The sequence below is a fragment of the Streptomyces sp. 5-10 genome (genome assembly GCF_014712245.1).
In the GTDB taxonomy this organism is placed as follows: Bacteria; Actinomycetota; Actinomycetes; order Streptomycetales; family Streptomycetaceae; genus Streptomyces; species Streptomyces violaceusniger.
Window position 1 is genome coordinate 68426 of sequence record NZ_JACVYG010000038.1, and the last position, 22314, is coordinate 90739.

A 22314-nucleotide genomic window follows, 5' to 3' on the forward strand; every position below is an offset into this window, starting at 1 on the left:
GACGGCACGCGGCGGGGCCGGGGGCTCACCCCCGGCCCCGCCGCACGTGTCCGCGTCGTCACCCCTTGCTGACCGCCGCCAGGATCTCCGGCAGCCGCGCCGCGACCCGCGGCGCCGCCACCCGCAGGCCGGTCTCCGCGATCGCCGCGCCGTACACCGCGCCCAGCGGGAACACCACCCACAGCCAGCCGTGCGCTCCGGAGACATGCAGCCAGATCGTCAGGCCCAGCACCGGCGCGCACAGCACGGAACCCACGATCATCCCGCCGAAGATGCTGATCCAGGCGATCCCCGCCTGTGCCGGGACGACGTTCTTGTAGCCGCTGTCCTGCGGAATGGAGTACGGGGCCAGTACCGAGGTCATGGCGCCGGTCGCCAGCATCGAGCCGAGCAGCGCCAGGGCGATCCCGAGCGCCTCGGGGGCGGCCGACCAGTTCTTCAGGAAGGTGGCGCAGCCGAGCACCGCCACCGTCACGTACGGCACCGCGACGAGGAGCAGCGCCAGCGCGCGGCCCCGCAGTTCCAGATAGGCGTCGCGGGGCGAGGAGATCGTCTGGGCGACCATCCAGAAGGCGGAGGTGTCCTGGCCGAACTGGTTGTACATCAGCATGCCGAGCATCCCGGACGCCCAGCAGGCCCAGTAGATCGAGCCGTTGCCCTGGGCGGCGGTGATGAAGGGCAGCAGCAGGCCGACGCCCAGCGAGGTGACCCATGCCGACTTGGTCTTCGGGTCCCGTACGGCATAGCGCAGCGTGCGCAGCAGCACCGTGCCGGTGCGGCCGGAGGGCAGCAGCCGGGCGAACGGGCCCGAGGCGTCCGGGGTGTCGGCCGCGCCGGGGCTCCGCCGCTCGCGCGGCTCCGCCGCCTGGATCGTGGAGGCGTCCGGGGTGGTCATCAGATGGGTGAGGGTGGACCGCCACCACCACATCAGCAGCGCCAACGCGGCGACGGTCAGCGCGAACTGGGCCGCGGCGACCCCGTAGGCGCCGTCGCTCACGCCCTGGACGGCGTCCACCGCCGCCGCGGGCGGCACCCAGCGCAGCACCGCGGCGGCCGGCTCCAGCACGGACAGGCCGTTCTCGCCGCCGAGCTGCTGGGCCCCGAGGTTCACGAACTGCGCGCCGATCGCCACGAACAGCCCGCTGAGCACCGCCAGGTCGCGGCCCCTGCGGCTGGTGAGGAGGCGGGTGTTGGCCGTGGCGACGGCGCGGGCCAGCGCCACGCACACCAGCACCGTCAGCACCACGGCCAGGACCCCCGCCACCGCGGCGGCCGCCCCGTGCGCGACGGCGATCGCCGAACCGGCCACCAGGGTCAGCGTGAACAGCGGGCCGATGCCGATCAGCGAGGACACCAGCAGCGCGGCGATCAGCGAACGCGGCCGCAGCGGCAGCATCACCAGCCGCGTCGGGTCGAGGGTTTCGTCCCCGCCGGGGAAGAACAGCGGCATCACCGCCCAGCCGAGCGCGAGCACCGCCGTAAGGAGAGTGACCAGCGCGTCGACGTGGTTCGTACCGCGCAGCAGCACCAGGCCGAGCAGCTGCAACACGGCGAACAGCAGGGCCATCACCAGCGAGGTGAGGTACGCGGCCCGGCGGCCGCTGGACTGGCGCAGCCCGTTGCGCAGCAGCGCCAGCTTCAGCGAGACGAAGACGGGGGTGGGGGAGCCGGTGGGGACGGCGGGCGGTGCGGGTGCCGCGGCGCCGAGCGGGCCCTTCGCGCCGAGCGGGCCTTTCGCGTCGAGCGGGTCGGTGAGCGTCATCGGGCGCCGCCGCCCAGCCAGTCGAGGCTCTGACCCGCCTGGCGCCGGTTGGCGCCGACCAGTTCCAGGAAGGCGTCCTGGAGGGAGGGCGCGTCGCCCCGCACCTCGGCCAGCGGGCCATGGGCCCGGATCCGCCCGCTCGCGATCACCGCCACCCAGTCGCACAGCGACTCCACCAGCTCCATGACATGGCTGGAGAAGACGACGGTCGCGCCGGAGCGGGTGTAGCGCTCCAGGACGCCGCGGATGGTCTGGGCGGAGACCGGGTCGACGCCCTCGAAGGGCTCGTCGAGGAAGAGGACTTCGGGGTTGTGGAGCAGCGCGGCGGCCAGTCCGATCTTCTTCCGCATGCCGGTGGAGTAGTCGATGACCAGCTTGCTCTGGGAGCCCGCGAGATCGAGGACGTCCAGCAGCTGGGTGGCGCGCCGGTCGACCTCCGCGCCGGGCAGCCCGCGCAGCCGCCCGGTGTAGGTGAGCAACTCCCGGCCGGAAAGCCGCTCGAACATCCGCAGCCCCTCGGGCAGCACCCCGATCCGCGCCTTGACCTCGACCGGGTCCCGCCACACGTCATGACCGCCGATCTCCACGGTCCCCTTGTCGGGGCGCAGCAGGCCGGTGATCATCGAAAGCGTGGTGGTCTTACCGGCGCCGTTGGGTCCGACGAGCCCGATGAACTGCCCGGCGGGCAGCTCCAGATCGATCCCGGCGACCGCCACCTGCTCCCCGTAGCGCTTCCACAGGCCGCTCACCCGCACGGCGGCGGCCCGGGACGACTGTGGCTGTGTGCTGTCTGCTGCTTGTTCCTGCGGCACCGGCTTACCCCGTTTTCCCGTGGGACGTGGCCCACTGACGTCTCACGCGGGGGCCGGTCACGACGCCCCCGCCGTCGCTCCACGATAGGGGCCGTCCCGGAGAGCCCTCCCAAGGGTCAGCGGCGCTCGCGGCCGCAGGCGTAGGCCAGGGCGCTCACCAGCTCTTCCGCGTCGGGCAGCCAGCGGTTGGCGGCGGTGGGCCGCCGGGCCCACTGGATCGGGCCGCGCAGCCCCACCCGGGTCGGCGGCGCGACCACATAGTCGCCCTCGCCACGGGCGGTCAGGTCGATCGCGTTCGGCGGCCAGCCCAGATTCCGCACCAGGTCGGGGACCTTGGCGGCGGCGCCCGGGAGGACGAAGAAGAGCATCCGGCGCCCGGGGGTGCAGGTGACCGGGCCCAGCTCGACCTGGCGGCGCTCCATGCGGGCGAGTGCCAGGCAGCCCGCGGACTCCGGGACGTCGAGCGCGTCGAAGGTGCGGCCGGTGGGCAGCAGGATGGCGGCGCGCGGCGTCCTGGCCCACATGCGGCGGACCACGACCGCGCTGCCGGTGGCCTGGTTCACCCAGTCCCGGCCGGTCGGATGGGCGCCGGGGGCCGGGCAGTCGGCGGTTCCGCAGGAGCAGCGCTCCACCCCGTCCACGGCCTCGAGCCAGGTGCCGGAGAGCACGTCCCAATGCCGCTCCTCGGCGTACCGCACCGCCGCGTCGCGCAGCCGCTCCCCGCGCTGCTGAGGGATCTGCGAGGTTCCCGCGGGGAACCGCGATGGTCCTGTCACGTCCATGGTCTCTTCCACGCACAGGACAACTTCCGCCGTCAACGAGGGTTACGGCCGGGCCCCCGCACGGGCGGTGCCGTCGGGGGCCCGGGGTGCGCGGTGACGGCACGGCGGGGCGCATGGGTGCACGGGCGGGGGCGCGTGTGGGGTTGCGGCTGCGTGAGCGGGTAGCCACCATGCGTGACGGGCGTGCGAGTGTCCGGCGGCCATGCCGCGGCGCCAGGGGGAGGGCGGTCCCGGACTCGGATCGGCGCCGTACGCGAACGATGCGGTTGATGCGGTCAATACGGGCAAGTTCCGCATTCACCGTATACCTGCGATATCTGCGGGGCATCACTCAGCAACAGGGACGGATACGCCGAGAACGCAAGCAGTCACTGGGGGTAATGCCATGGCCGCTAGGCCGCTTGTGGCGCGGCAGCCGAACGAACGGCTGCAGGCGCTCATCCAGGAAGCCGGCTGTTCCAACGCCGGGTTGGCGCGCAGGGTCAATATGTGCGGCGCCGAGCACGGTCTCGATCTGCGGTACGACAAGACGTCGGTGGCCCGTTGGCTGCGTGGCCAGCAGCCCCGGGGCCGGGCGCCGGGCATCATCGCCGAGGCGCTCGGCCGCAAGCTCGGCCGTACGGTCACGATCGACGAGATCGGCATGGCCAACGGCAAGAACCTCGCCTCCGGGGTCGGGCTGCAGTTCTCGCCCACCGTCCTCGGCGCGATAGAGCAGGTCTGCGAGTTGTGGCGCAGCGATGTGGGGCGCCGCGACTTCCTCAGTGGCTCGACGGTCGCCGCCTCCGCGCTGGTCGAGCCCAGCCGCGACTGGCTGATCACCGGTGCGGACACCCAGGTGGCGCGCACCGCGGGCGCCCGGGTGGGGCGGTCCGACGTCGCGGCGGTGCGGGCCACGACGGACGCGCTCGTCGACCTGGACCACCGCTACGGCAGCGGCCATGTGCGCCCCGTCGTCGTCCACTATCTGAACAGCGTGGTCTCCGGGCTGCTGGCCGGCTCGTACACCGAGGCGGTCGGCCGGGAACTGTTCGCGGCCGTCGCGCGGTTGACGGAGCTGGCTGGCTATATGGCGGTCGACACCGGTCAGTCCGGTCTCGCCCAGCGCTACTACATCCAGGCGCTGCGGCTCGCCCAGGCCGCCGGGGACCGGGGCTACGGCGGCTATGTGCTCGCCGCCAGCATGAGCCATCTCGCCGCCCAGCTGGGCAATCCCCGGGAGATCGCCCAACTGGCGAAGGCCGCGCAGGAGGGTGCCCGGGGCCAGGTGCCGCCGCGCGCCGAATCGATGTTCCTGGCGGCCGAGGCGCGCGGCCACGCCCTGATGGGGGACGCGCGGGCCTGCCAGGCCGCGGCCGGGCGGGCGCTGGACGCCATGGAGCGTGCTGTGGGCAGCGGTTCGGGCTCCGTCACGGGCGACGAGCCCATCTGGATCCGCCACTTCGACCACGCCTATCTCGCCGATGAGCTGGCCCACTGTCACCGCGACCTGGGCCAGGCCGAGCAGGCCAGGCGGCGCGCCGAGGAGGCCCTGGAGGGGCATCCGGAGGGGCGGGTGCGGCGGCGGGCGATCGGGCTGCTGCTGCTGGCCACCGCGCATGTGCAGCAGCGCGAGGTGGAGCAGGCGTGCCATGTCGGCACCCAGGCGGTGGATCTGCTGGGCACGCTGCGGTCCAACCGGGGCGCGGAGTATCTGGACGACTTCCAGCAGCGCTTGGAGCCGTATCGGGACGAGCCGGTGGTGCGGGAGTTCGGGGCGCGGCTCCAGGTGCCGGTGGCCTGAGCATCGGCCGCGAGATTCGGCCACGAGATCCGGCCGCGAGATTCGGCCACGAGATTCGGCCGCGAGATTCGGCTGCGAGTTCCGGCCACGATATCCGGCCTGGTGTTCAGCCTGGGGTTCGGCCTGGGGCGTCCGCCGGGTGCGGGGGGGTGTGGGGCGTTGTGCGGTGTGGGTGTTACGGGTGCGTGGTGTTGTGGTGGCTGATGCGCGTGTGGTGAGGCATGGGTGTTGTGGAGTGTGTTGTGTTGTGTTTACCGCGGGTGCGGATGGGGTTCATATCGTCTCCGATCGTGGTGATGTGCCCCATGTCGCGGTGACCAGTCTCTCTCCGTCCCGATGGGCTCATGGGCACCGAGCCCTCTGGGGAACCGGTAGCGTGACCCGACGATTCCGTCGTTCCGTATAACCAAGGAGTCCCGGTGACGCAGAGCGGTCAGGGGAATGAGCCGCGGCTTCCCGCGGTCCCGCCCGCGCACCCCGTGCGCGAGGGGGTTGTGCTGCCTGCCCAGGGGGACTACAGGCCCTCGGACGCCCAGCAGGGGGCCCCGGCCGGGGGACAGGCGTGGGGGCAGCCTTGGGGGCCGCAGAGCGCTCCGGAACCGCCGCGGCGGGGCGAACTGCCGCCGCCGGGTGAGTTCGGCGCCCCGACGCCGCCGGGGGAACTGCCGCCGCAGGCCGGGTTCGGCGCCCCGCCGCCGCCCGAGGTGCGGCCGTACGGGCAGCAGCAGGGCTGGACGGCTCCGGAGAGACCGGCCCAGCCGCCGCACAGCGCCCAGCCGCCCCACAACGTCCCGGCGCCGTACCAGCCCCAGCAGCCGCCGCCGTACCAGGCCGCCGACGAGACTCAGGTGCTGCCGCCGCAGCCCGCGGGGGACGCGGACGCGACCCAGGTCATACCCCCGGTCCCGGGTGAGGCCCCGCCGCCCCTGGACACCCCCACCACCACGCTCGCCCCGGTCAAGAGCGCGCCGCTGCCGCCCGAGAACCGGCCCGAGTCACCGGCCGAGTCCACCACCCAGCTGCGCGCCGTCCGCCCCGGCCGCCGGGGCGCCCACCGCCAGCAGCCCCCCGCGGCATCGGCCGCGGAAGAGACCGCGGTGCTCCCGCCCACGCCCGCAGCGCCCGCGCCGATTCCGGAGCGGCCCGGCAGCGCCCCGTACGCGATCCGCCCCGGCCGTCCCGGGGACCGGCCGCCGCCCTCGGAGTTCGACGGTCTGTTCCGCGACGGCGGCGGTGGCGGTGGCGCCGATGAGACGCAGCAGCTTCCGCAGTTCGGCCAGGACGTTCCGCAACCGCCGTCCGGCCACCGGGATGGTGGCGGCGGTGGGCGGCGCCGGATGTCGCGGGGCATGCTCATCGGCGTCCTGGTGGTGGCGAGCTGCGCCGTCGCCGGGCTCGCCGCGGGAGCCGTGCTCAGTATGGGCGGCGATGACGACGGTAAGGACAACTCGACGCTCAGCAGCTCCTCGCCGAGCGCCGCGGCGTCGTCCAAGGCCGCCGACCCCGTCGAGACGCAGGCGAAGGCGCTGGACGCGCTGCTCGCCGACAGCAACAACAGCCGGGCGTCGGTGATCAAGGCCGTGGACAACATCAAGTCCTGCAAGGACCTGACCACCGCGGCATCGGATCTGCGGACCGCCGCGGGCCAGCGCAATGACCTGGTGACCCGGCTCGGCAAGCTGTCGGTGGACAAGCTGCCCGACCACGCGCGGCTGACCGCGTCGCTCACCAGGGCGTGGAAGTCCTCGGCCAGGGCCGACAACGAGTACGCGGCCTGGGCCGACCAGGTCGGCGGCAAGAAGGGCTGCCCCAAGGGCAAGGCCCGCCGTTCGCCCCGGGTCGGGGCGGCCGAGCGGGCGAGCGGCGAGGCGACCCGCGCCAAGAAGACGGCCTCGGAGCTGTGGAACCCGATCGCTTCCCAGTACGGCCTCACCTCGCACCAGGCCACCGACCTGTGACCGGACGGCTGTGACCGGTCGGCTGTGATCGGGTGGCTGTGATCGGTCAGCTGTGACCGGGTGGCCGGGGGCGGCGCCGCCGTCCCCGGCCCGGCCCGTGGTTCAGTCCCCCGGGTGGTAGTGCTCCAGGATCTTGGACACGTTGACGAAGCCCTTGCGCACCGCCACCAGCCGGCCGCCGCGCACCATCTGATAGGTGACGTCCGCGTTGACGATCCGCGAGTAGTTGGGCACGTGCAGCGTGTCGTCGTAGCCCCAGCGCAGCGTCGGCGTCAGCCCGCCGGTGTTGACCGCGTGGCCGTTGTCCAGCGCGTTGCGCACGGTGCGGGCGCTGATGTCGTCGGCGTGCAGGGACATCAGCACCGAGCGCAGCACCGTGTAGCCGATCCAGGTGGTCTGCGTCCCGGGGTCGTCCGGGTCGATGCGGTTGTCGTCGAAGGCGTACTTGCTGATGACCTTCTTCATGGGGTTCCAGCGCGGATCGTCCCCGGCCGGGTACCAGCCGGTGGCGTAGGTGCCCTCCAGGGGGCTGGAGGTGCCGCCGGTGGAGTCGATCAGGGACTGCCGGACGCCGCCGAGGATGGAGGCTATCCGCACCTTCGGATGGTTCTCCTGGACCCGGCGGAAGGAGTCGAAGAAGGTGCCGGTGCGGTTGCCGAGCGCCGCGGTGACGCACGAGCTCTCCAGGGACGCGCCCTGGTCGGCGGTGCCGAGGGAGCTGTCGGCGCCGACGCCCTCCAGGGCGGTGGTGGCCTGCTTGCTGTAGTCGCCCGCGTCCTCGGGGGCGCGGACGTCGCGTGCGGCGGCGCGATTGCCCGCCCTGAGGCCGGTGTTGAGGAGCTGGGGGAGCTCGTCGCCCGCGATGGTGTCGGGGCGCACGAGCGCGGTGCGCTCGCAGCGGGAGGCCAGCTGGCGGCCGTTGCCCACCAGCAGGGCGGCCTGGCCGCCGTTGACCGGATAGGAGTACGGGCTGTCGAACTCCTCCTGCGTCAGCCCGTAGCCGCCTATGTAGGGGATGCCGGCGACCTCCAGCGGGGAGATGAAGGCCCGGCCGTACTGGCTGTACGAGCCGACGACCGCGACGGCCTTGTCCTCCTTGGCCCGCTGGGCGCAGCCGGCGGCCTGGACGGCGTCGTTGCGCTCGTTGCAGGTGACGACATCGAGCTTGCGGCCGTGGATGCCACCGGAGTCGTTGACCCAGCGGGCAAATGCCTTCGCCATGGCGGGCATTCCCGGCATATTGGTCGCTTTGGTGCCCTCGGGCGCCCAGGTCATGACGGTGATGGGGTCGCTGTCGCTCTTGTTCGACAGCACCGCGCCACAGCCGGACAGCAGCGACGCGCCGACCGCCGTACACAGTGCCGCGATGGCGGCTCGGAAGGGGCGGGAGGAGGGGCGTCGCCGTCCGGTCATGGCAAGCGAGCTTGGTGCTTCGCGAGGAACGCAGCCGCTATGACAAGACAAGGGATGGTGACGTAGAGGTGAACAGCGGGGGCCGATCCGGCTCTGTGTGTGAAGAACGTACGATCGGTGACTGTGCAAGGTTCGGAGAAGTCTTCCCGTCGCGCCCGTCGCTCGACCACCATGGGGGCCATGCCTGTCAACGACATGCCCTGGTGGCGCTGGCGCACCAATGTGCGCTCGGCGCTGCATATGCTCTCGGATCCCGTCTTCCAGCAGGAGTGCTGGCTGGCCGGCCAGCCTGGGTACGGGGATGTGACGGACGCCGTCTACCGGCTGGTCGAGGACACCTGGCTGGACAACTGGTCCGCCGAGAAGTACGTCGGGACGATCTTCCGCGACTCGCAGGAGGCGGCGCTGGTCGATGTCGCCGTGCTGCGGGTGCTGAGGATCATGCACCAGGTGGGCGCGGACGCCCCCGTCTCGGCGTACCTCGAGCACCATGGCTGGCCGGAGGCCGTACGGGCGGCCCGCGAGGCCCATGTGCGGCTGGCCACCAACGACGGCGAGGATCCGGACACCCCACCGCGCACCCTCGAAGTGCTGGCGATCATGACGCAGGCGGTCTGACCGACGTCGCGGGTGTGGGAGCGGACGCGGGTGTGGGACGCTATGGAGTCATGAGCGAGTCACATCCCGTCCCCGACCAGTACGTCCTGACGCTGTCCTGCCCGGACAAGCAGGGCATCGTGCACGCCGTGTCGAGCTATCTGTTCATGACCGGCTGCAACATCGAGGACAGCCAGCAGTTCGGGGACCGTGACACCGGGCTCTTCTTCATGCGGGTGGCCTTCCGCGCCGTCTCGCCGGTGCGGCTGGAGGATCTACGGGCCAGCTTCGCGGCGGTCGGCGAGTCCTTCCGGATGGACTGGGAGATCCATCGCGCCGACGAGAAGATGCGCATCCTGCTCATGGTCAGCAAGTTCGGGCACTGCCTGAACGACCTTCTCTTCCGGTCGCGGATCGGCGCGCTGCCGGTCGAGATCGCCGCGGTGGTCTCCAACCACACGGACTTCCAGGAGCTGGTGGGCTCCTACGGGATTCCGTTCCACCACATCCCCGTGACGAAGGACACCAAGCGGGAGGCCGAGGCCCGGCTGCTGGACCTGGTGCGCGCGGAGCACGTGGAACTGGTGGTGCTGGCCCGCTATATGCAGGTGCTCTCCGACGACCTGTGCAAGGAGCTGTCGGGCCGGATCATCAACATCCACCACAGCTTCCTGCCGAGCTTCAAGGGCGCCAAGCCGTACCACCAGGCGCATGCGCGCGGGGTCAAGCTGATCGGGGCCACCGCCCACTATGTGACCGCCGATCTGGACGAGGGCCCGATCATCGAGCAGGAGGTCGAGCGCGTCGGCCATGGGCTCACCCCGGACCAGCTGGTGGCGGTCGGCCGCGATGTGGAGTGCCAGGCGCTGGCCCGCGCCGTGAAGTGGCACAGCGAGCGCCGGGTGCTGCTCAACGGGCACCGGACGGTCGTCTTCGACTGAGGCCGATCCCCTTCGACTGAGGCCGATCGCTTTCGACCGAGGTCCCCTTCGACCGAGGCCGATCGCAGCGCTCATCAGAGGCGCCGCGCTCCTCAGAGGTCAGAGGCGGGACAGGGACGCTGTGGCGAAGAGCACATCCCGGATCGCCTCGGTGTCCCCGGACAGGCCCGCCGCCGCCTCCTGCGGCGGCACGTGCCCGGACGCCAGCAGGTAGAACGCCTCCTGGTCCAGCGCGATCGTCGCCACCGCCTCCTCCGGCGCGGCCGTCGCCGCCGGGGAGTCCAGCGGGATGTACCAGTCGCCGCCGCCCGTGCCCTCCACCTGGAGATGGAGCGTACGGCCCGGGGTGCCCGCCTCGACCAGCCGGCGGGGCGGGGACGCGAGCCCGGCCCGGCGCCGCTCGGCCAGCGTCCCCGGAAGCAGCCGGGCACACAGGTCGATCATGGCCTTGAGGTGGGCTGAGGCCGGTGGTTCATAGGGGTAGTCGATGGCCTCGGCGATGTCCCCGGCGTGCACCCAGCACTCCAGGGCGCGGTCGAGGAACGCGTCGCGGATCGGCAGCGCGAAGTCGCCGTACGGCACGTCGAGCTCCGCGACCCCGCGCCCGGCGAAGGACACCGTACGGACCAGGGCATGGCCCTGCTCGCGCCACAACTCCCGTACCGCCCCGGGCGGCCCGGCCCCGTACGCGGCGCCGGGCTCGTGGTGCCAGTACGCCTCCGTACGGGCCAGGGGCGAGCCGGGGGCGCCGGCGCCCATCGGGTCGGGGAGGCCGAGGGAGGCGGCGACGATGCCGTCCACGACCATCAGATGGCCGATCACCCCGGCGACGGTGGTGTCCCGACCGGTGAGCCGCCGCCCGTCGAACCACTTGAGCCGCACCGGCGCACGCCACTCGGCCTCGCCCATGTCGCGCAGCAGCGCGTCCAGCCGGGCGGCCTCGGCGTCGTAGGCACCGGCCCAGCCGGGCATGGGTATCCGCGCCGGGCGGCGGCCCAGACAGCCCGCGAGCACCCGGGAGCGCAGCATCGGGTCGAGGTCCAGGCTGTGCTCGGTGTGCAGCAGCCCGACCGCGTCGCGCAGCCGCAGCGCCTCCTCGGCGCAGGAGGGGCAGTGGTTGAGGTGCGCCTCGACGGCGGAGGTCTCCTCCTGCGAGCACGCGGTCAGCGCCCAGGCGCCGAGCAGCGAGCGGAGCAGATCGTGCGAGAGCCGATGCGCCGCGGAGGGCGTGGGCGCCGCCAGGGGTACGGCCGGTGGGGCGGGGGTGGCCGGTGGCACGGGCGCGACCACGGGCGCGGGGAGCGATGCGGAGGCGGGCGGTTCCGCGTCCGGACGTGGCTCCGGGGTCGGGCGCGGCTCCGGGGTCGGGCGCGGCTCCGGTTCCGGTTCCGGATTCGCTTCCGGGACGGGGCCCGGGGTCGGTTCCGGTTCCGGGCCCAGCGCTGGTTCCGGCTCAAGGCCCGGGCGCGGCTCCGGTGTCGGTGTCGCTTCCGGTTCGGAGTCCGCGGCGGGTGCCGTACGGGGCTCCGGTGTCCGTTCCGCCGGTGTCTGGCCAACCTGTGTCTGGTCAACCGGTGTCTCGTCCGCCGCCACCTCGTCCGCCGCCACCTCGTCCGCCGTGGGCGGGCGCGGGGCGGGGATGCCGCCGTCCAGGGCGCCCGGCCAGTGGCCGCTGTCCTCGGCGGCCGACCGCGGCGGCGGTATGCGTGGTGGCCCGGCGGGGTGGGACGGCGGATCCGCGTCGCTGCCCCGTCCGGGCCCGTCTCTCCCGTCCCCGGAGCCGCCGGAGCTCTCGCCGTAGGCGTCGTCGTACGGGTCCGGCCCGCCGCGCCCGGTCACAGCGCCCGCCCGTAGCCGGGAGGCGAGACCGCGCGGGGCGGCTGGACATGGGCCGTGGACAGCAGCTGGAGGCCCAGCCGCAGGCGGCGCCTGGCCTCGTCCTCGGTCACCCCGAGGGCGGCCGCGGCCTGGCGGTAGTCGCGGCGGTCGAAGTAGGCGAGCTCCAGGGCGGCGCGCAGCGGGGCGGGCATGGAGGTGACGATGTAGTCGGCGCGGGCGGCCACGGACGCCTCGCGGATCCGCTCCTCCAGGGCCTCGGACGTGAGGGTGTCCCCGCGGGCCGAGGCGGTCTGCGACGCGCGTAGCCGGTGCACCGCCTGGCGCTGCGCGAGCATGGCGATCCAGGCGCGCAGCGAGCCCTGCTGGGGGTCGTACGCGTCCGGGTTCTCCCATACGTAGCCGAAGACTTCCCGGGTGACGCGGTCGGCGCCGGTCTCGTCCTCGAGGACCCGATGCGCCAGAGTGTGGACAAGCGAGGCGAAACGGTCATAGAGCTCGGCGAGTGCGGCCGCTTCGCCGCGTGCCAGACGCTGTTGCATCCTGCGGTCCCAGCGGGGCGGTGCGTCATTCGTCATGCGGCCCCCAATCCCGAGTCGTCCGGCCGGTCCTCCAGGCACTATGCCCACGTTCATATCGAATGTAATGCCGGTGGCTCTCACAACACGCGTCCATCAGGCAAAGTGCGTGCGAACGAGGCCGCGCATGGTATTGGGACGGTCACTTTGCGCGGGATCGGGGAGACGAAACGCTTCGGCGCGGCATAGGGTCGCTCCTCAAGGCGTATGCCTGGGGGAGTTTCATGCGCCGACGGGCGGGCAGCCGCCCGGGAACAGCGAATTCCGGTTAGCGGCGAGCGAAGGGCTTCGGGCGCGTGACGTTGAAGGTGATGGAGGACCGGCGGGGGGAGTGGGTCGTTCTCCAGGTCTCGGGAGAGATGGACCTGGTGACCTCGCCCGCAGTCCGGCAGCACGTCCACGACGCGGTCGCCGAGGGCCGCCATTGGCTGGTTCTGGACCTCTCGGAGGTCCGGTTCTGCGACTCCAGCGGGGTCGGCGTACTGATCGCGGCGCGTCGGCTGATGCGGTCGTGCTCGGGCCGGCTGCGGCTGATCCTGCCGCCGCAGGACGCCGCGCACGGTTCGCATGTGCACCGGGTGCTCGCGGCCCTGGGGGTGCGGCGGCTGTTCGACGTCTATCCCGACCTGGGGGCGGCCACGGAGCTGGACGAGGACGACGAGGACGCGGTCGACCCGCTGTCGGCCTAGGCACTCCGCTGGACGTGCCGCGAAATGCCGTCGTGCGTCTGCGGCCGCATCGTGGCTGGTCGCGCCCGCGCGGCGGAGCCGCATATCGACACAGCCCAGCCCGCGCCCCTTCGGGGCGCGGCGGCACGTTCATGCCGCCGGACCCGTGACGCGCGGGGTCTTGGGGAAGTCGGCCCGTACGACGAAGCCGCCCTCCTCCGTGGGCCCGGCCTCCAGCGTGCCGCCCAGCAGTTGTGCGCGCTCCCGCAGCCCGACCAGGCCGTGACCGCCGCCCGGCAGCCCCGGGGCCACGGCGGAGGCGTCGGGCGGGCCGTTGCGCACCTCGACCCGCAGGCCCCGCGTCTCCTCCGCCCCGTGTGCCGCTCCGTGAGCCGCCTCGTGCGCTGCCCCCTCCGCGTCGTTGACCCGTACCGTCACCCGCGCCCCCGGCGCGTGCTTGCGGACGTTGGTGAGCGCCTCCTGGACGATGCGGAAGGCGGCCCGTTCCACCGCCTCCGAGTGGCCCGGCCGCTGGGTCGCGCTGTCCGTCTCGAAGTCGACGTCCAGCGCGCTGAGTTCGATCAGCCGGGGCAGATCCGCCAGCCGGGGCTGCGGGGTCAGCTCCTCGTGGTCGCCGCCCGCCGCGCGCAGGATGCCGACCATATGGCGGAGTTCGTCCAGGGTCCGCACGGACAGCTCGCGGATGGTCCGCGCGCCCTCCCTCGCCTTCGCGTCCTCCGCGCTGATCTGCACCGCACCGGCCTGGAGGCTGATGAGGCTGACCTGATGGGCGACCACGTCGTGCATCTCGCGGGCGAGCCGGGCGCGTTCGGTGGACAGCACCTGCTCGGCGATCAGCTCGTCCGCGTGGCGGCGACTGCGGGTCAGGTCCTCGATCCGGGCGGCGAGCTCCCCGCGCGTACGCACCAGGAGGCCCAGCGCGATGGGCCCCACCGAGGTCACACACGCGTCGATCAGCGTGAGGGTGTTCTCCCGGTACGCGGTCGGCTCGAAGTCGGAGACCGGCCAGGGGATGAAGTGCGCGGCGGCCAGCAGCAGCGCGGAGATCCCCAGCAGCCGCCGGTCGGGGCGGAGCCGGGCCACCGTGTAGAGGGCGATCATCGGCGCGAACCAGACGTAGCCGATGAGGATCCCCGGCAGCGTGACCAGGAAGACCAGCGCGGGCAGCTTACGGCGCACCAGCAGCGCGGCGGCCGCCACCAGCGAGACGTTGAGCTCCAGGCCCAAGGTGACGCCGTTGACGAGCAGCGCGTCGGCGATCGCGAGGAGGACGGGGACGATCAGCGAGCCCCAGCGCATGACCCGCTGCGGCGGCCGCCGCCGGGAGGCCGGGGCGGGCGGCGGCGAGGCGGGGGAGGAGGCGGGCGCGGGCGACGCGGCCGGGGACGCGCCGGGCGTACCGGACGCGTCCGGCGCGCCGGGGGGCGAACTCCGGGGCGGGGGCAGCGGGGAGACGGTCATCGGGGGCCACCTATCGGCGGACGGCTGGTGACGAGCCCGGCGCGGTCGGCCACGATCGCCGCCTGGACGCGGTTGAGCCCGCCCAACTTGCCGAGCACCGCCCGCACATGGTCCTTGACGGTGCTGGGCGCCAGCCCCATCCGCTCGGCGATCTGCGGATTGGCGAGCCCCTCGCCCAGCAGCGTCAGCACCTCGCGCTCGCGCGGGGTGAGCGCCTCGACGGCCTCGGCCGCCGTCGCCTCCGCCTCGGCGGCGAGATAGCCGCCGATCACGGCGCGGGTGACGGCCGGGTCGAGCACGCTGCCGCCCTCGGCGAGCGTGCGCACGGCACGTACGAGCTGTTCCGGATCGGTGTCCTTGAGGAGGAAGCCCGCGGCCCCGGCGCGCAGCGCGGCCGCCAGGTACTCCTGGACGTCGAAGGTCGTCAGCATCGCCACGGCGGGGGAGCGAGGCGCGGCCCGCAGCTGTCTGAGGACGCTGAGCCCGTCGGCGTCCGGCATCCGGATGTCGAGCAGGACCACATCGGCCTTGCTGCCCAGCACCGTGTCCACCGCGAAGGCCCCGGAACATTCGGCGACCACCTCGATGTCCGGGGCCGTGCCCAGGATCAGTCGCAGACCGGATCGTACGAGCGCCTCGTCGTCCACTACAGCCACACGGATCACCGGCCGCTCCCTCTCCTCAGCTGTCATGCCCATTGCCCGGACAGCCTGCCTCATCGGAGAGCGAATATGGAGTGGTTGGCTCCGTCAGTGGGAGGGAACACCCCCGCCGGTCGGAGGGGGTGACGGCAGACCAATGGTGGATTTCCCCGGCGGCTCCCTGCAGGCAGAGTGGATCTCAAGCCGCATCACCCCGTGGGGTCGTCCCGAACCCCAGCCCCGTGACCGCGCCGGAGTGCCTCCCGATGCGCGTTCGGCGGACACGGCAGCGGGGCGTTGCCGCGGTCAGGCCGCCGCGACCCCCACACGCGGCGGCCTGTTCGTCTCTCCGACCGCCTGCCGTGCGGTGCGCCCCGACCAGGCGCCCCGCCCGGCGACCCAGGCGCCGGCCGGCCCCCGAGAAACCACGGGGAGGGGCCGGGCGGGCGGTCGGTGGGGGCGGGAGGGGCCGATGGACGCCTCACATGGGGGGCTCGGCGGGGGCCGGGCCCAGGGTGGTGGTGCCGGGCGCGGCGCGGTGGCCGAGCCCGGTGCGGTAGGCGTCCATCGCGGCCTCCAGGCGGCCCTCCCGGCGCAGCAGGTCGCCCAGCAGCCGGCACAGGTCGGCCAGGTCACCGGCGGCGCCGGTGCGTTCGAGCAGGGAGAGCGCCGCGCAGTAGTGCTCCTCCGCGGCCTCGGCGTCGCCCCGTTCGTCCGCGATCAGGCCCAGCAGCCGGTGGGCACCGCCCGCGTGGACCGCGCCGCGGTCGGCGGTCAGCCCGGCCTCGCCCGACGCCTTGTCCGGCCCCTTGGGGGCGTTCGCGGCGGGGGTGCGCGCCAGCAGCGGCAGCAGCAGGGCCTCCGCCTCCGCCGTACGGCCGCGACGGCGCAGCACATCCGCCAGCTCGACCTCGACCTGCACGGTGAACAGCGCGGCCCGCTTGGAGGCCAGCATGTCGCGGGCGGTGCGCAGTTCGCGCTCGGCGCGCTCCAGATTGCCGTCCTGGGCGTGCACATAGCCGCGCATCCAGTGGCAGTGCGCCAGGTCGGTGTGGATGCGCAGCTGCTCGTACAGCTCCTGCGCCTTGGCCAGGGAGGCGTCGGCCTCGGCCGTCCGCCCCTCGGCGATCAGGGTGCGGGCCACTCCGCGGTGCATCCGTGCGATGAGCCCCGGGTCGTCCACGCTCGGCGCCAGCGCGAGCGCCAACTCGGCGGCGCGTACGGCACGGGCGTGCGCTCCCATGTCCATATAGGGCGCGATGGCCGCCGTATAGAGCAGCAGCAGCGCGTACGGGTCGTGCAGCCCCGAGGCGTTGAGCTCGTCGATGGCGCTCTCCAGCAGATAGCAGGAGTAGCGCAGTTCGCCCGCGAGGAGGTGGGCCACGGCCCGGCCGCGGATCGCCGGGATCCGGCGGGGCAGCGGTTCACCGGCGAGCAGCCGCTCCACCGCCTCGAAGTGGTCGCGGGCGACGGTGAGGTCACCGGTCTCCAGCGCGCAGTCGCCGAGCCCCAGCAGGGCCGCCGAGCGCTCCTCGGCGAACCCGAGCCGCTCCGCCTCGTCGCGCACCTCCGCGAAGAGCACGGCGGCGTCCTCGGCGGCGCCGGTCGCCAGCGCCCGCCGGGCGTCGGTGACGGCGGCCCGCAGCCGGGTGGCGTCGCGGGGTGAGCGGCCGGTGGTCAGCTCCTCGTAGCTGACCCCGAGCCGGCCCGCGAGATGGCGCAGCGCGGCCTCGGAGGGCCGCACCTTCCCGGCCTCGAGGGTGGAGACATAGGCGGCGGTGTACGCGGGCTCGGCCAGCTGCCGCTGGGTGAAGCCGCGTTCGGTACGCAGTCTGAGCACCCGGCGCCCTATCTCGGCGGTCGACTCCGCCCCGGCCGCCCCCGTCACCGTTCCCGCCGTCCGCCCGTCACCGGCGCTTCTGTCGGCCACCGTGCCCTCTTCTCCCCGGCGGTAACTTAATCGCCGAGCTAAGTCCATTTAACGTGAGGATTGAAGGATGCAGCAGGCAAGCACAGCGGTACCGGCCGGGCCGGGCGCCGTGACGACCGTCCGTCAGCCGGAACTGCTCCTCGCCGACTATCACTTCGACGTACCGCTCGACCATAAGGCTCCCGAGGGCGAGCTGATCCGGCTTTACGCACGAGAGGTCGTCGCCGCGGGCAAATCCGCCGCCGAGCGCGAGCGGCTCCCCTGGCTGCTCTACCTCCAGGGCGGACCCGGCTGCGGCGCGGACCGTCCGGTGGGCCGCTCCGGCTGGCTGGACCGCGCGCTGGACGAATACCGCGTGCTCCTGCTCGACCAGCGCGGCACCGGCCGCTCCACCCCGGCCAACCGCCAGACCCTGCCGCTGCGCGGCGGACCCGAGGAACAGGCCGCGTACCTCTCCCACTTCCGCGCCGACGCGATCGTCCGCGACTGCGAGCTGATCCGGCGCCGGCTCATCGGGGACCGCCCGTGGACCGTGCTCGGCCAGAGCTTCGGCGGCTTCTGCGCGGTGACCTACCTGTCCCACGCGCCCGAGGGGCTGGACGCGGTGCTGGTGGCCGGCGGACTGCCCGCGATCGACCCCGGCACCGACGTGGACGCCGTCTACCGGACCGCCTATCCGCGGATGGAGCGCAAGACGCTCGCCCACTACGCCCGCTATCCGCGGGACGCGGACACCGTCCGGGCCCTGGTGCGGCATCTGACCGACCACGAGGAGGTCCTGACGGACGGGACCCGGCTCACCGTCCCCGCCCTCCAGCAGCTCGGCTTCCTGCTCGGCAGCGGCGACGGCTCGCACCGGCTGCACTACCTCCTGGAGGACGCGTTCGTGCCCACCGCCGACGGACCGCGGCTGAGCGACGCCTTCCGCGAGCAGACGGCGGCCGTCCTCTCCCGCGCCGCCACCCCGCTCTACAGCCTCCTGCTGGAGCCGACCTACGCCCAGGACGGCCGGGCCACCGGCTGGGCCGCGGAGCGGATCCGCGCCGAATTCCCGGCGTTCGACGCCGGTAAGGCGGTCGCGGAGGACCGTCCGGTGCTCCTTACGGGCGAGACGGTGCACCCCTGGATGCTCGACACCCACGCGGCGCTGCGCCCGCTCGCCCGCACCGCCGAACTGCTCGCCGCGCGCACCGGCTGGGGCCCGCTGTACGACACCGAGCGGCTGGCCCGTAACACCGTGCCGGTGGCCGCCGTGATCTACCACGACGACCTGTACGTGGACACGGAGCACTCCCTGGCCACCGCGCGGGCGATCCGGGGCCTGCGCACCTGGGTGACGGACGAGTTCGAGCACGACGGGATCCGGGCCGGGGGCCGCCGGGTGCTGGACCGGCTGCTGCGGCTGGCGCGTGACGGGAGGGGCTGAGCGGGGAGGGAGCGCGCGGGGAGGGGCTGAGCGGCAGGTCGGGAGGGGTTGACGGGGAGAAAGGGAGGTGTTGGGCGAGGAGCCCGCCGCATGGTTGTGCGGTGCCCGATTTCCTAGCCACTTCCCTAATTCCCATTGCCCCCGACACCCGGACCCCTTAGGTTGAGCGGCGAATTAATCCTGCTTAACTGGCCGCTTATCGCGAGGACTTCGGGAGCCACCGTGCGCAGACGCATACGGAGCCGCATACGCAGCCGCATCCCCCTGCGCACCGCGGCCGTCGCCGGAGGCATCGCCCTGGCGGCGGCCGCGGCCATGACCGCGCCGGCCACGGCGTCGCCGGGAGCGTCCGGCTCGTCAGCCGCTGCTGACGCCGCCTCGTCGCAGCGCACCCTGGACGTGGAGTACTTCACCGGCCCGGGCGGCCACCCCCGCCACACCGAGGTCCCGGCCGCCGCCCCCGAGCGGCTGACCCGCGCCGCCCGCTCCCTGTCCGCCAAGGAGGCCGCCGCCGACGGCCAGGTCGGCTCGGTCGTCGACAACGGCACCACGGCCGACAAGCTGGACGTCGTCTTCATCGGCGACGGCTACACCGCGGGCCAGCAGGAAGACTTCCACGCCGACGCGCGCTCCAAGTGGGAGCAGATGTCCGCGGTGCAGCCCTACGCCTCGTACAAGGACCTCTTCAACGTCTGGACCGTGGACGCCGTCTCCAACCAGTCGGGTGTCTCCGGCGACCCGTCCAAGGGCGTCGTCAAGGACACCGCCCTCGGCTCGTACTTCTGGTGCGACGACATCGAGCGGCTGCTGTGCGTCGACACCGCCAAGGTCGAGTCCTACGCGGCCAAGGCGCCGCAGGCCGATCTGGTGGTCGTGCTGTCCAACTCCACCAAGTACGGCGGCGCGGGCTACACCCTCACCTCGCAGGTCGGCTACGACGGCATCGCCACCGCCGCCTCCGACCACGCCGACTCCGACCAGATCGCGGTCCATGAGACCGGCCACTCGCTCGGCAAGCTGGCCGACGAGTACTTCTACCCGGAGTACGGCACCTACACGGGCGCCGAGCCCGACGAGTCCAACGCCACCAAGCTGAGCGCGGCGCAGCTGACCGCCCAGCAGAAGAAGTGGTACCGCTGGATCGGCCAGACCTCGCCCGACGGCGGTACGGTCGGCGCCTACGAGGGCGGCCGCTACTACCCCAAGGGCATCAACCGCCCCACGGACAACTCGATCATGCGCACCCTGGGGCGGGAGTTCAGCCTCCCCGGCCGTGAGGCGATGATCGCGGGCTTCTACCGCCACGCCAGCGCGCTCAGCAGCCGTACGGCCACCGCGACGGCCGTCAAGCGGTCGGCGGCCATAGAGGTGGACGTGGTCAAGGGCGCGTCGCTGAAGTGGTACGTGGACGGTACGGAGGTCACCGCCGCGAACGGTAAGACGAGCGTCACCCCGGCGGAGCTGGGCGTCCCGAGCGACGGCGCGACCCACAAGGTCACCGCGAAGGCGACGGATGGCACGAGCGCCGTGAAGGACCCGGCCCTGCGCAAGCTGCTGAGTGATTCCCGGACGTGGAAGGTCACTGGCTGACCAACCCACCAACTGGTGCCCCGTCTGTGGCGCCCCTCTGACTGGCCGCCCCGTGGACCCCCGCCGCGGGGCGGCCCACTTTTCCTGGTTGCCGTAGAGCTTCCGGCCCCTTCGACCCACTCGCCACCTCAGAGGCCGTAAGCGCGAAGGTGCCCGATGGGGGCGGCCGCGGTCCGCCCCGTTAACATCGGCAGGCCCTACGTTCCCGTATGGCGCGCCCGGGCTCAATCGCCCGTGGGGGCGGGTCGGTGGTCCGGTGTTCGAGGGCATCCGTGTCGTGAGGCAAGATGAGCCCATGGGTACCGGGGGAGAAGGCCGTCTGATCGCCAACCGCTACCGGCTGGCCACACGGCTCGGACGCGGCGGAATGGGCACGGTCTGGCGGGCCGTCGACGAGCTGCTGGGCCGCGATGTCGCGGTCAAGGAACTCCATGTGGACGAGGGGCTCACGGCCTTCGACTCGCAGTTGCGCGGTGAGCGCACCCTGCGCGAGGCCCGGACCGTCGCACAGATCAAGCATCCGAACGTGATCGTCCTCCACGATGTGATCGAGGAGGACGACTGCGCCTGGATCGTCATGGAACTGGTCGACGGGTTCTCGCTCGCCGACCGGCTGGGCGCGGACGGCCCCGTCGGGGCGCGTGAGGCGGGGCGGATCGCGGCCGCGCTGCTGGGCGCGTTGCGCGCCGCGCACGCGCGCGGGGTGCTGCACCGGGACATCAAGCCCGCCAATGTGCTGGTGGAGTCGGGCACCGGCCGGGTCGTGCTGACGGACTTCGGGATCGCGCAGGTCACCGGGTCGACCACGATCACCGAGACCGGCTCGTTCGTGGGCTCGCCCGAATACACCGCGCCGGAGCGGATGTCGGGGCGGCGCACTGGGCCGGAGTCGGACCTGTGGTCGCTCGGGGTGCTGCTCTGCACGCTGGTGGGCGGTGAATCCCCGTTCCACCGCGAGTCGCTGGCCGGGGTGCTGCACGCCGTCGTCTTCGACGAGATCCCCATACCCGAGGCGGCAGGGCCTCTGAAGCCGGTCATCGAGGGGCTGTTGCGGCGGGCTCCGGAGGAGCGGCTGAGCGCCGACGAGGTCGAGCGGATGCTGCTGATGGCCCAGGAGGTGGGCGACACCCCGGAGATCCCGCTGGAGTACACCCCGACCCAGCCCAGCGTGCCGTTCGGGCCGGACGGCCGGGGTTCGTCGGCGTCCGTCCCCGTGCCGCCCCCGGTGTCGCCGATGTCCCCGGCGTCCCCGGCGTCCCGGGTGTCTTCCCCCGCGCCGTTCCCCGCTTCCGCGCCCCCGGCCGCCTCCGTCCCCGTAGCCGCTCCGGCCGCCCCCGCCGCCCGGTCCCGTTCCGGCCGCGGCGGGCGCCACCGTGCCGTCCTTATGGCGGCCGCGGCCGTGGTCGCGCTCGCCGGCGTCGCCGCGGGTGTCGTGGCGCTGCTGGACGACGGGGGCGGTGACGGCGACGCGGCGCTGGGCGGGCATACGAGCCAGAGCGCGGACAAGGGGAGTTCGCGGAGTCCGAGCGCCCCCGAGAAGGCGCCGCAGCGGCCCGTGAAGGACTCCGAGCCCACGGCGAGCCCGTCGGACCGGATCCCCGAGGGCTATGAGCTGGTCGAGGACCCGCTCGGCTTCTCGCTCGCCGTGCCCGAGGGGTTCGCCCGCGAGTACAAGGCGCCCCGGGTCTACTACAACTCGCCCGGTATGGAGTTCCGGATCGGGATCCACGTCCAGGAGCAGAGCCCCGAGGGCCCGCTCGGGCTCAGCCGTGAGGCGGACGCCAAGGGTCCGCGGAACTATCCGGGCTACCGCAGCGGCCAGGTCATCGAGACCGAGCACAACGGCCGTCCCGCGGCCCTGTGGGCGTTCATCTGGAACGGCTCGGCCGACGACGGCGGCTCTCGGCAGACATACGACCTGAGCTGGAACGAAAACGGCAAAATGTACGACCTGTGGCTATCCGCCCCCGTGGGTGAGAAATCCCTGGGCAAGCGGCATTTCGACACCGCCGCCGCCACGTTCTCGCACCCCGGCGCGGCGAACTGAACGACGTCGCAACGGCTTTGTCACGAGCGCCCACCGCGCCTCCACAGCGGTGCCGCCCCCCGGGTAAT

Annotated in this window: 17 protein-coding genes; 8 read left to right on the top strand and 9 right to left on the bottom strand. The window is 73.0% G+C overall.

Annotated features, from left to right (window positions below):
• Positions 1-58: 58 nt before the first annotated feature.
• The 3 genes from IEJ02_RS32915 to IEJ02_RS32925 form a co-directional block, all read right to left on the bottom strand.
• Complete coding sequence (locus tag IEJ02_RS32915) at positions 59-1762, bottom strand: transporter (protein ID WP_191068168.1); 1704 nt, start codon at positions 1760-1762, stop codon at positions 59-61.
• Positions 1759-2574 carry an ABC transporter ATP-binding protein gene (locus IEJ02_RS32920; protein WP_256650294.1) on the bottom strand — a complete coding sequence of 272 codons (816 nt, stop codon included), beginning with the start codon at positions 2572-2574 and terminating at the stop codon, positions 1759-1761. The genes IEJ02_RS32915 and IEJ02_RS32920 overlap by 4 nt, the downstream gene beginning before the upstream one ends.
• 116 nt (positions 2575-2690) lie before the next feature.
• Positions 2691-3356 carry a bifunctional DNA primase/polymerase gene (locus tag IEJ02_RS32925; RefSeq protein WP_191068169.1) on the bottom strand — a complete coding sequence of 222 codons (666 nt, stop codon included), beginning with the start codon at positions 3354-3356 and terminating at the stop codon, positions 2691-2693.
• Between the two features lie 385 nt (positions 3357-3741).
• Here IEJ02_RS32925 and IEJ02_RS32930 point away from each other — a divergent pair, with 385 nt between their 5' ends.
• Both IEJ02_RS32930 and IEJ02_RS32935 read left to right on the top strand, forming a co-directional pair.
• The gene (locus tag IEJ02_RS32930) at positions 3742-5139 is read left to right on the top strand and encodes an NsdA family TPR-like regulatory protein (RefSeq protein ID WP_191068170.1); all 1398 of its coding nucleotides are present in this window, start codon (positions 3742-3744) and stop codon (positions 5137-5139) included.
• A 419-nt stretch (positions 5140-5558) separates the two neighbouring features.
• Positions 5559-7097 carry a hypothetical protein gene (locus IEJ02_RS32935; protein ID WP_191068171.1) on the top strand — a complete coding sequence of 513 codons (1539 nt, stop codon included), beginning with the start codon at positions 5559-5561 and terminating at the stop codon, positions 7095-7097.
• 102 nt (positions 7098-7199) lie between these two features.
• On the opposite strand, the gene IEJ02_RS32940 is transcribed toward IEJ02_RS32935, so the two are convergent.
• On the bottom strand, positions 7200-8510 hold the full coding sequence (locus IEJ02_RS32940) for an ABC transporter substrate-binding protein (protein ID WP_191068172.1): 1311 nt from the start codon (positions 8508-8510) through the stop codon (positions 7200-7202).
• Positions 8511-8681: 171 nt separating this feature from the next.
• On the opposite strand from IEJ02_RS32940, the gene IEJ02_RS32945 reads away from it, so the two are divergent.
• Together IEJ02_RS32945 and purU are read left to right on the top strand one after the other, a co-directional pair.
• Positions 8682-9128, top strand: a complete 447-nt coding sequence (locus tag IEJ02_RS32945; RefSeq protein WP_223864866.1) for an SCO4402 family protein — start codon at positions 8682-8684, stop codon at positions 9126-9128.
• 50 nt (positions 9129-9178) lie between these two features.
• A complete protein-coding gene (gene purU, locus IEJ02_RS32950) occupies positions 9179-10048 on the top strand; it encodes a formyltetrahydrofolate deformylase (protein ID WP_137978402.1) in 870 nt (289 codons plus the stop codon).
• Positions 10049-10147: 99 nt separating this feature from the next.
• Here purU and IEJ02_RS32955 read toward each other — a convergent pair whose 3' ends face one another.
• Both IEJ02_RS32955 and IEJ02_RS32960 read right to left on the bottom strand, forming a co-directional pair.
• The gene (locus IEJ02_RS32955; protein ID WP_191068198.1) at positions 10148-11488 is read right to left on the bottom strand and encodes a zf-HC2 domain-containing protein; all 1341 of its coding nucleotides are present in this window, start codon (positions 11486-11488) and stop codon (positions 10148-10150) included.
• A 395-nt stretch (positions 11489-11883) separates the two neighbouring features.
• Positions 11884-12462, bottom strand: coding sequence for a sigma-70 family RNA polymerase sigma factor (locus IEJ02_RS32960; RefSeq protein ID WP_191068173.1), 579 nt, complete (start codon positions 12460-12462; stop codon positions 11884-11886).
• 311 nt (positions 12463-12773) lie between these two features.
• Here IEJ02_RS32960 and IEJ02_RS32965 point away from each other — a divergent pair, with 311 nt between their 5' ends.
• Positions 12774-13151 (top strand): STAS domain-containing protein, encoded by a 378-nt coding sequence (locus IEJ02_RS32965; RefSeq protein ID WP_020870562.1) that lies wholly within the window; start codon positions 12774-12776, stop codon positions 13149-13151.
• Between the two features lie 129 nt (positions 13152-13280).
• On the opposite strand, the gene IEJ02_RS32970 is transcribed toward IEJ02_RS32965, so the two are convergent.
• The 3 genes from IEJ02_RS32970 to IEJ02_RS32980 all read right to left on the bottom strand — a co-directional run bounded on the left by IEJ02_RS32970 (position 13281) and on the right by IEJ02_RS32980 (position 17141).
• Positions 13281-14612 carry a sensor histidine kinase gene (locus tag IEJ02_RS32970; protein WP_191068174.1) on the bottom strand — a complete coding sequence of 444 codons (1332 nt, stop codon included), beginning with the start codon at positions 14610-14612 and terminating at the stop codon, positions 13281-13283.
• The gene (locus IEJ02_RS32975) at positions 14609-15277 is read right to left on the bottom strand and encodes a response regulator (protein WP_137978400.1); all 669 of its coding nucleotides are present in this window, start codon (positions 15275-15277) and stop codon (positions 14609-14611) included. The genes IEJ02_RS32970 and IEJ02_RS32975 overlap by 4 nt, the downstream gene beginning before the upstream one ends.
• A gap of 457 nt (positions 15278-15734) precedes the next feature.
• Complete coding sequence (locus tag IEJ02_RS32980; RefSeq protein ID WP_191068199.1) at positions 15735-17141, bottom strand: helix-turn-helix domain-containing protein; 1407 nt, start codon at positions 17139-17141, stop codon at positions 15735-15737.
• A gap of 109 nt (positions 17142-17250) precedes the next feature.
• On the opposite strand from IEJ02_RS32980, the gene IEJ02_RS32985 reads away from it, so the two are divergent.
• The 3 genes from IEJ02_RS32985 (at position 17251) to IEJ02_RS32995 (ending at position 22246) form a co-directional block, all read left to right on the top strand.
• Complete coding sequence (locus IEJ02_RS32985) at positions 17251-18609, top strand: alpha/beta fold hydrolase (RefSeq protein ID WP_191068175.1); 1359 nt, start codon at positions 17251-17253, stop codon at positions 18607-18609.
• Positions 18610-18831: 222 nt separating this feature from the next.
• Entirely contained in the window at positions 18832-20199 is a 1368-nt protein-coding gene (locus tag IEJ02_RS32990; RefSeq protein ID WP_191068176.1) for a M64 family metallopeptidase, read from the top strand.
• Positions 20200-20494: 295 nt separating this feature from the next.
• The gene (locus IEJ02_RS32995; protein ID WP_191068177.1) at positions 20495-22246 is read left to right on the top strand and encodes a serine/threonine-protein kinase; all 1752 of its coding nucleotides are present in this window, start codon (positions 20495-20497) and stop codon (positions 22244-22246) included.
• The last annotated feature ends 68 nt before the right edge of the window (positions 22247-22314 follow it).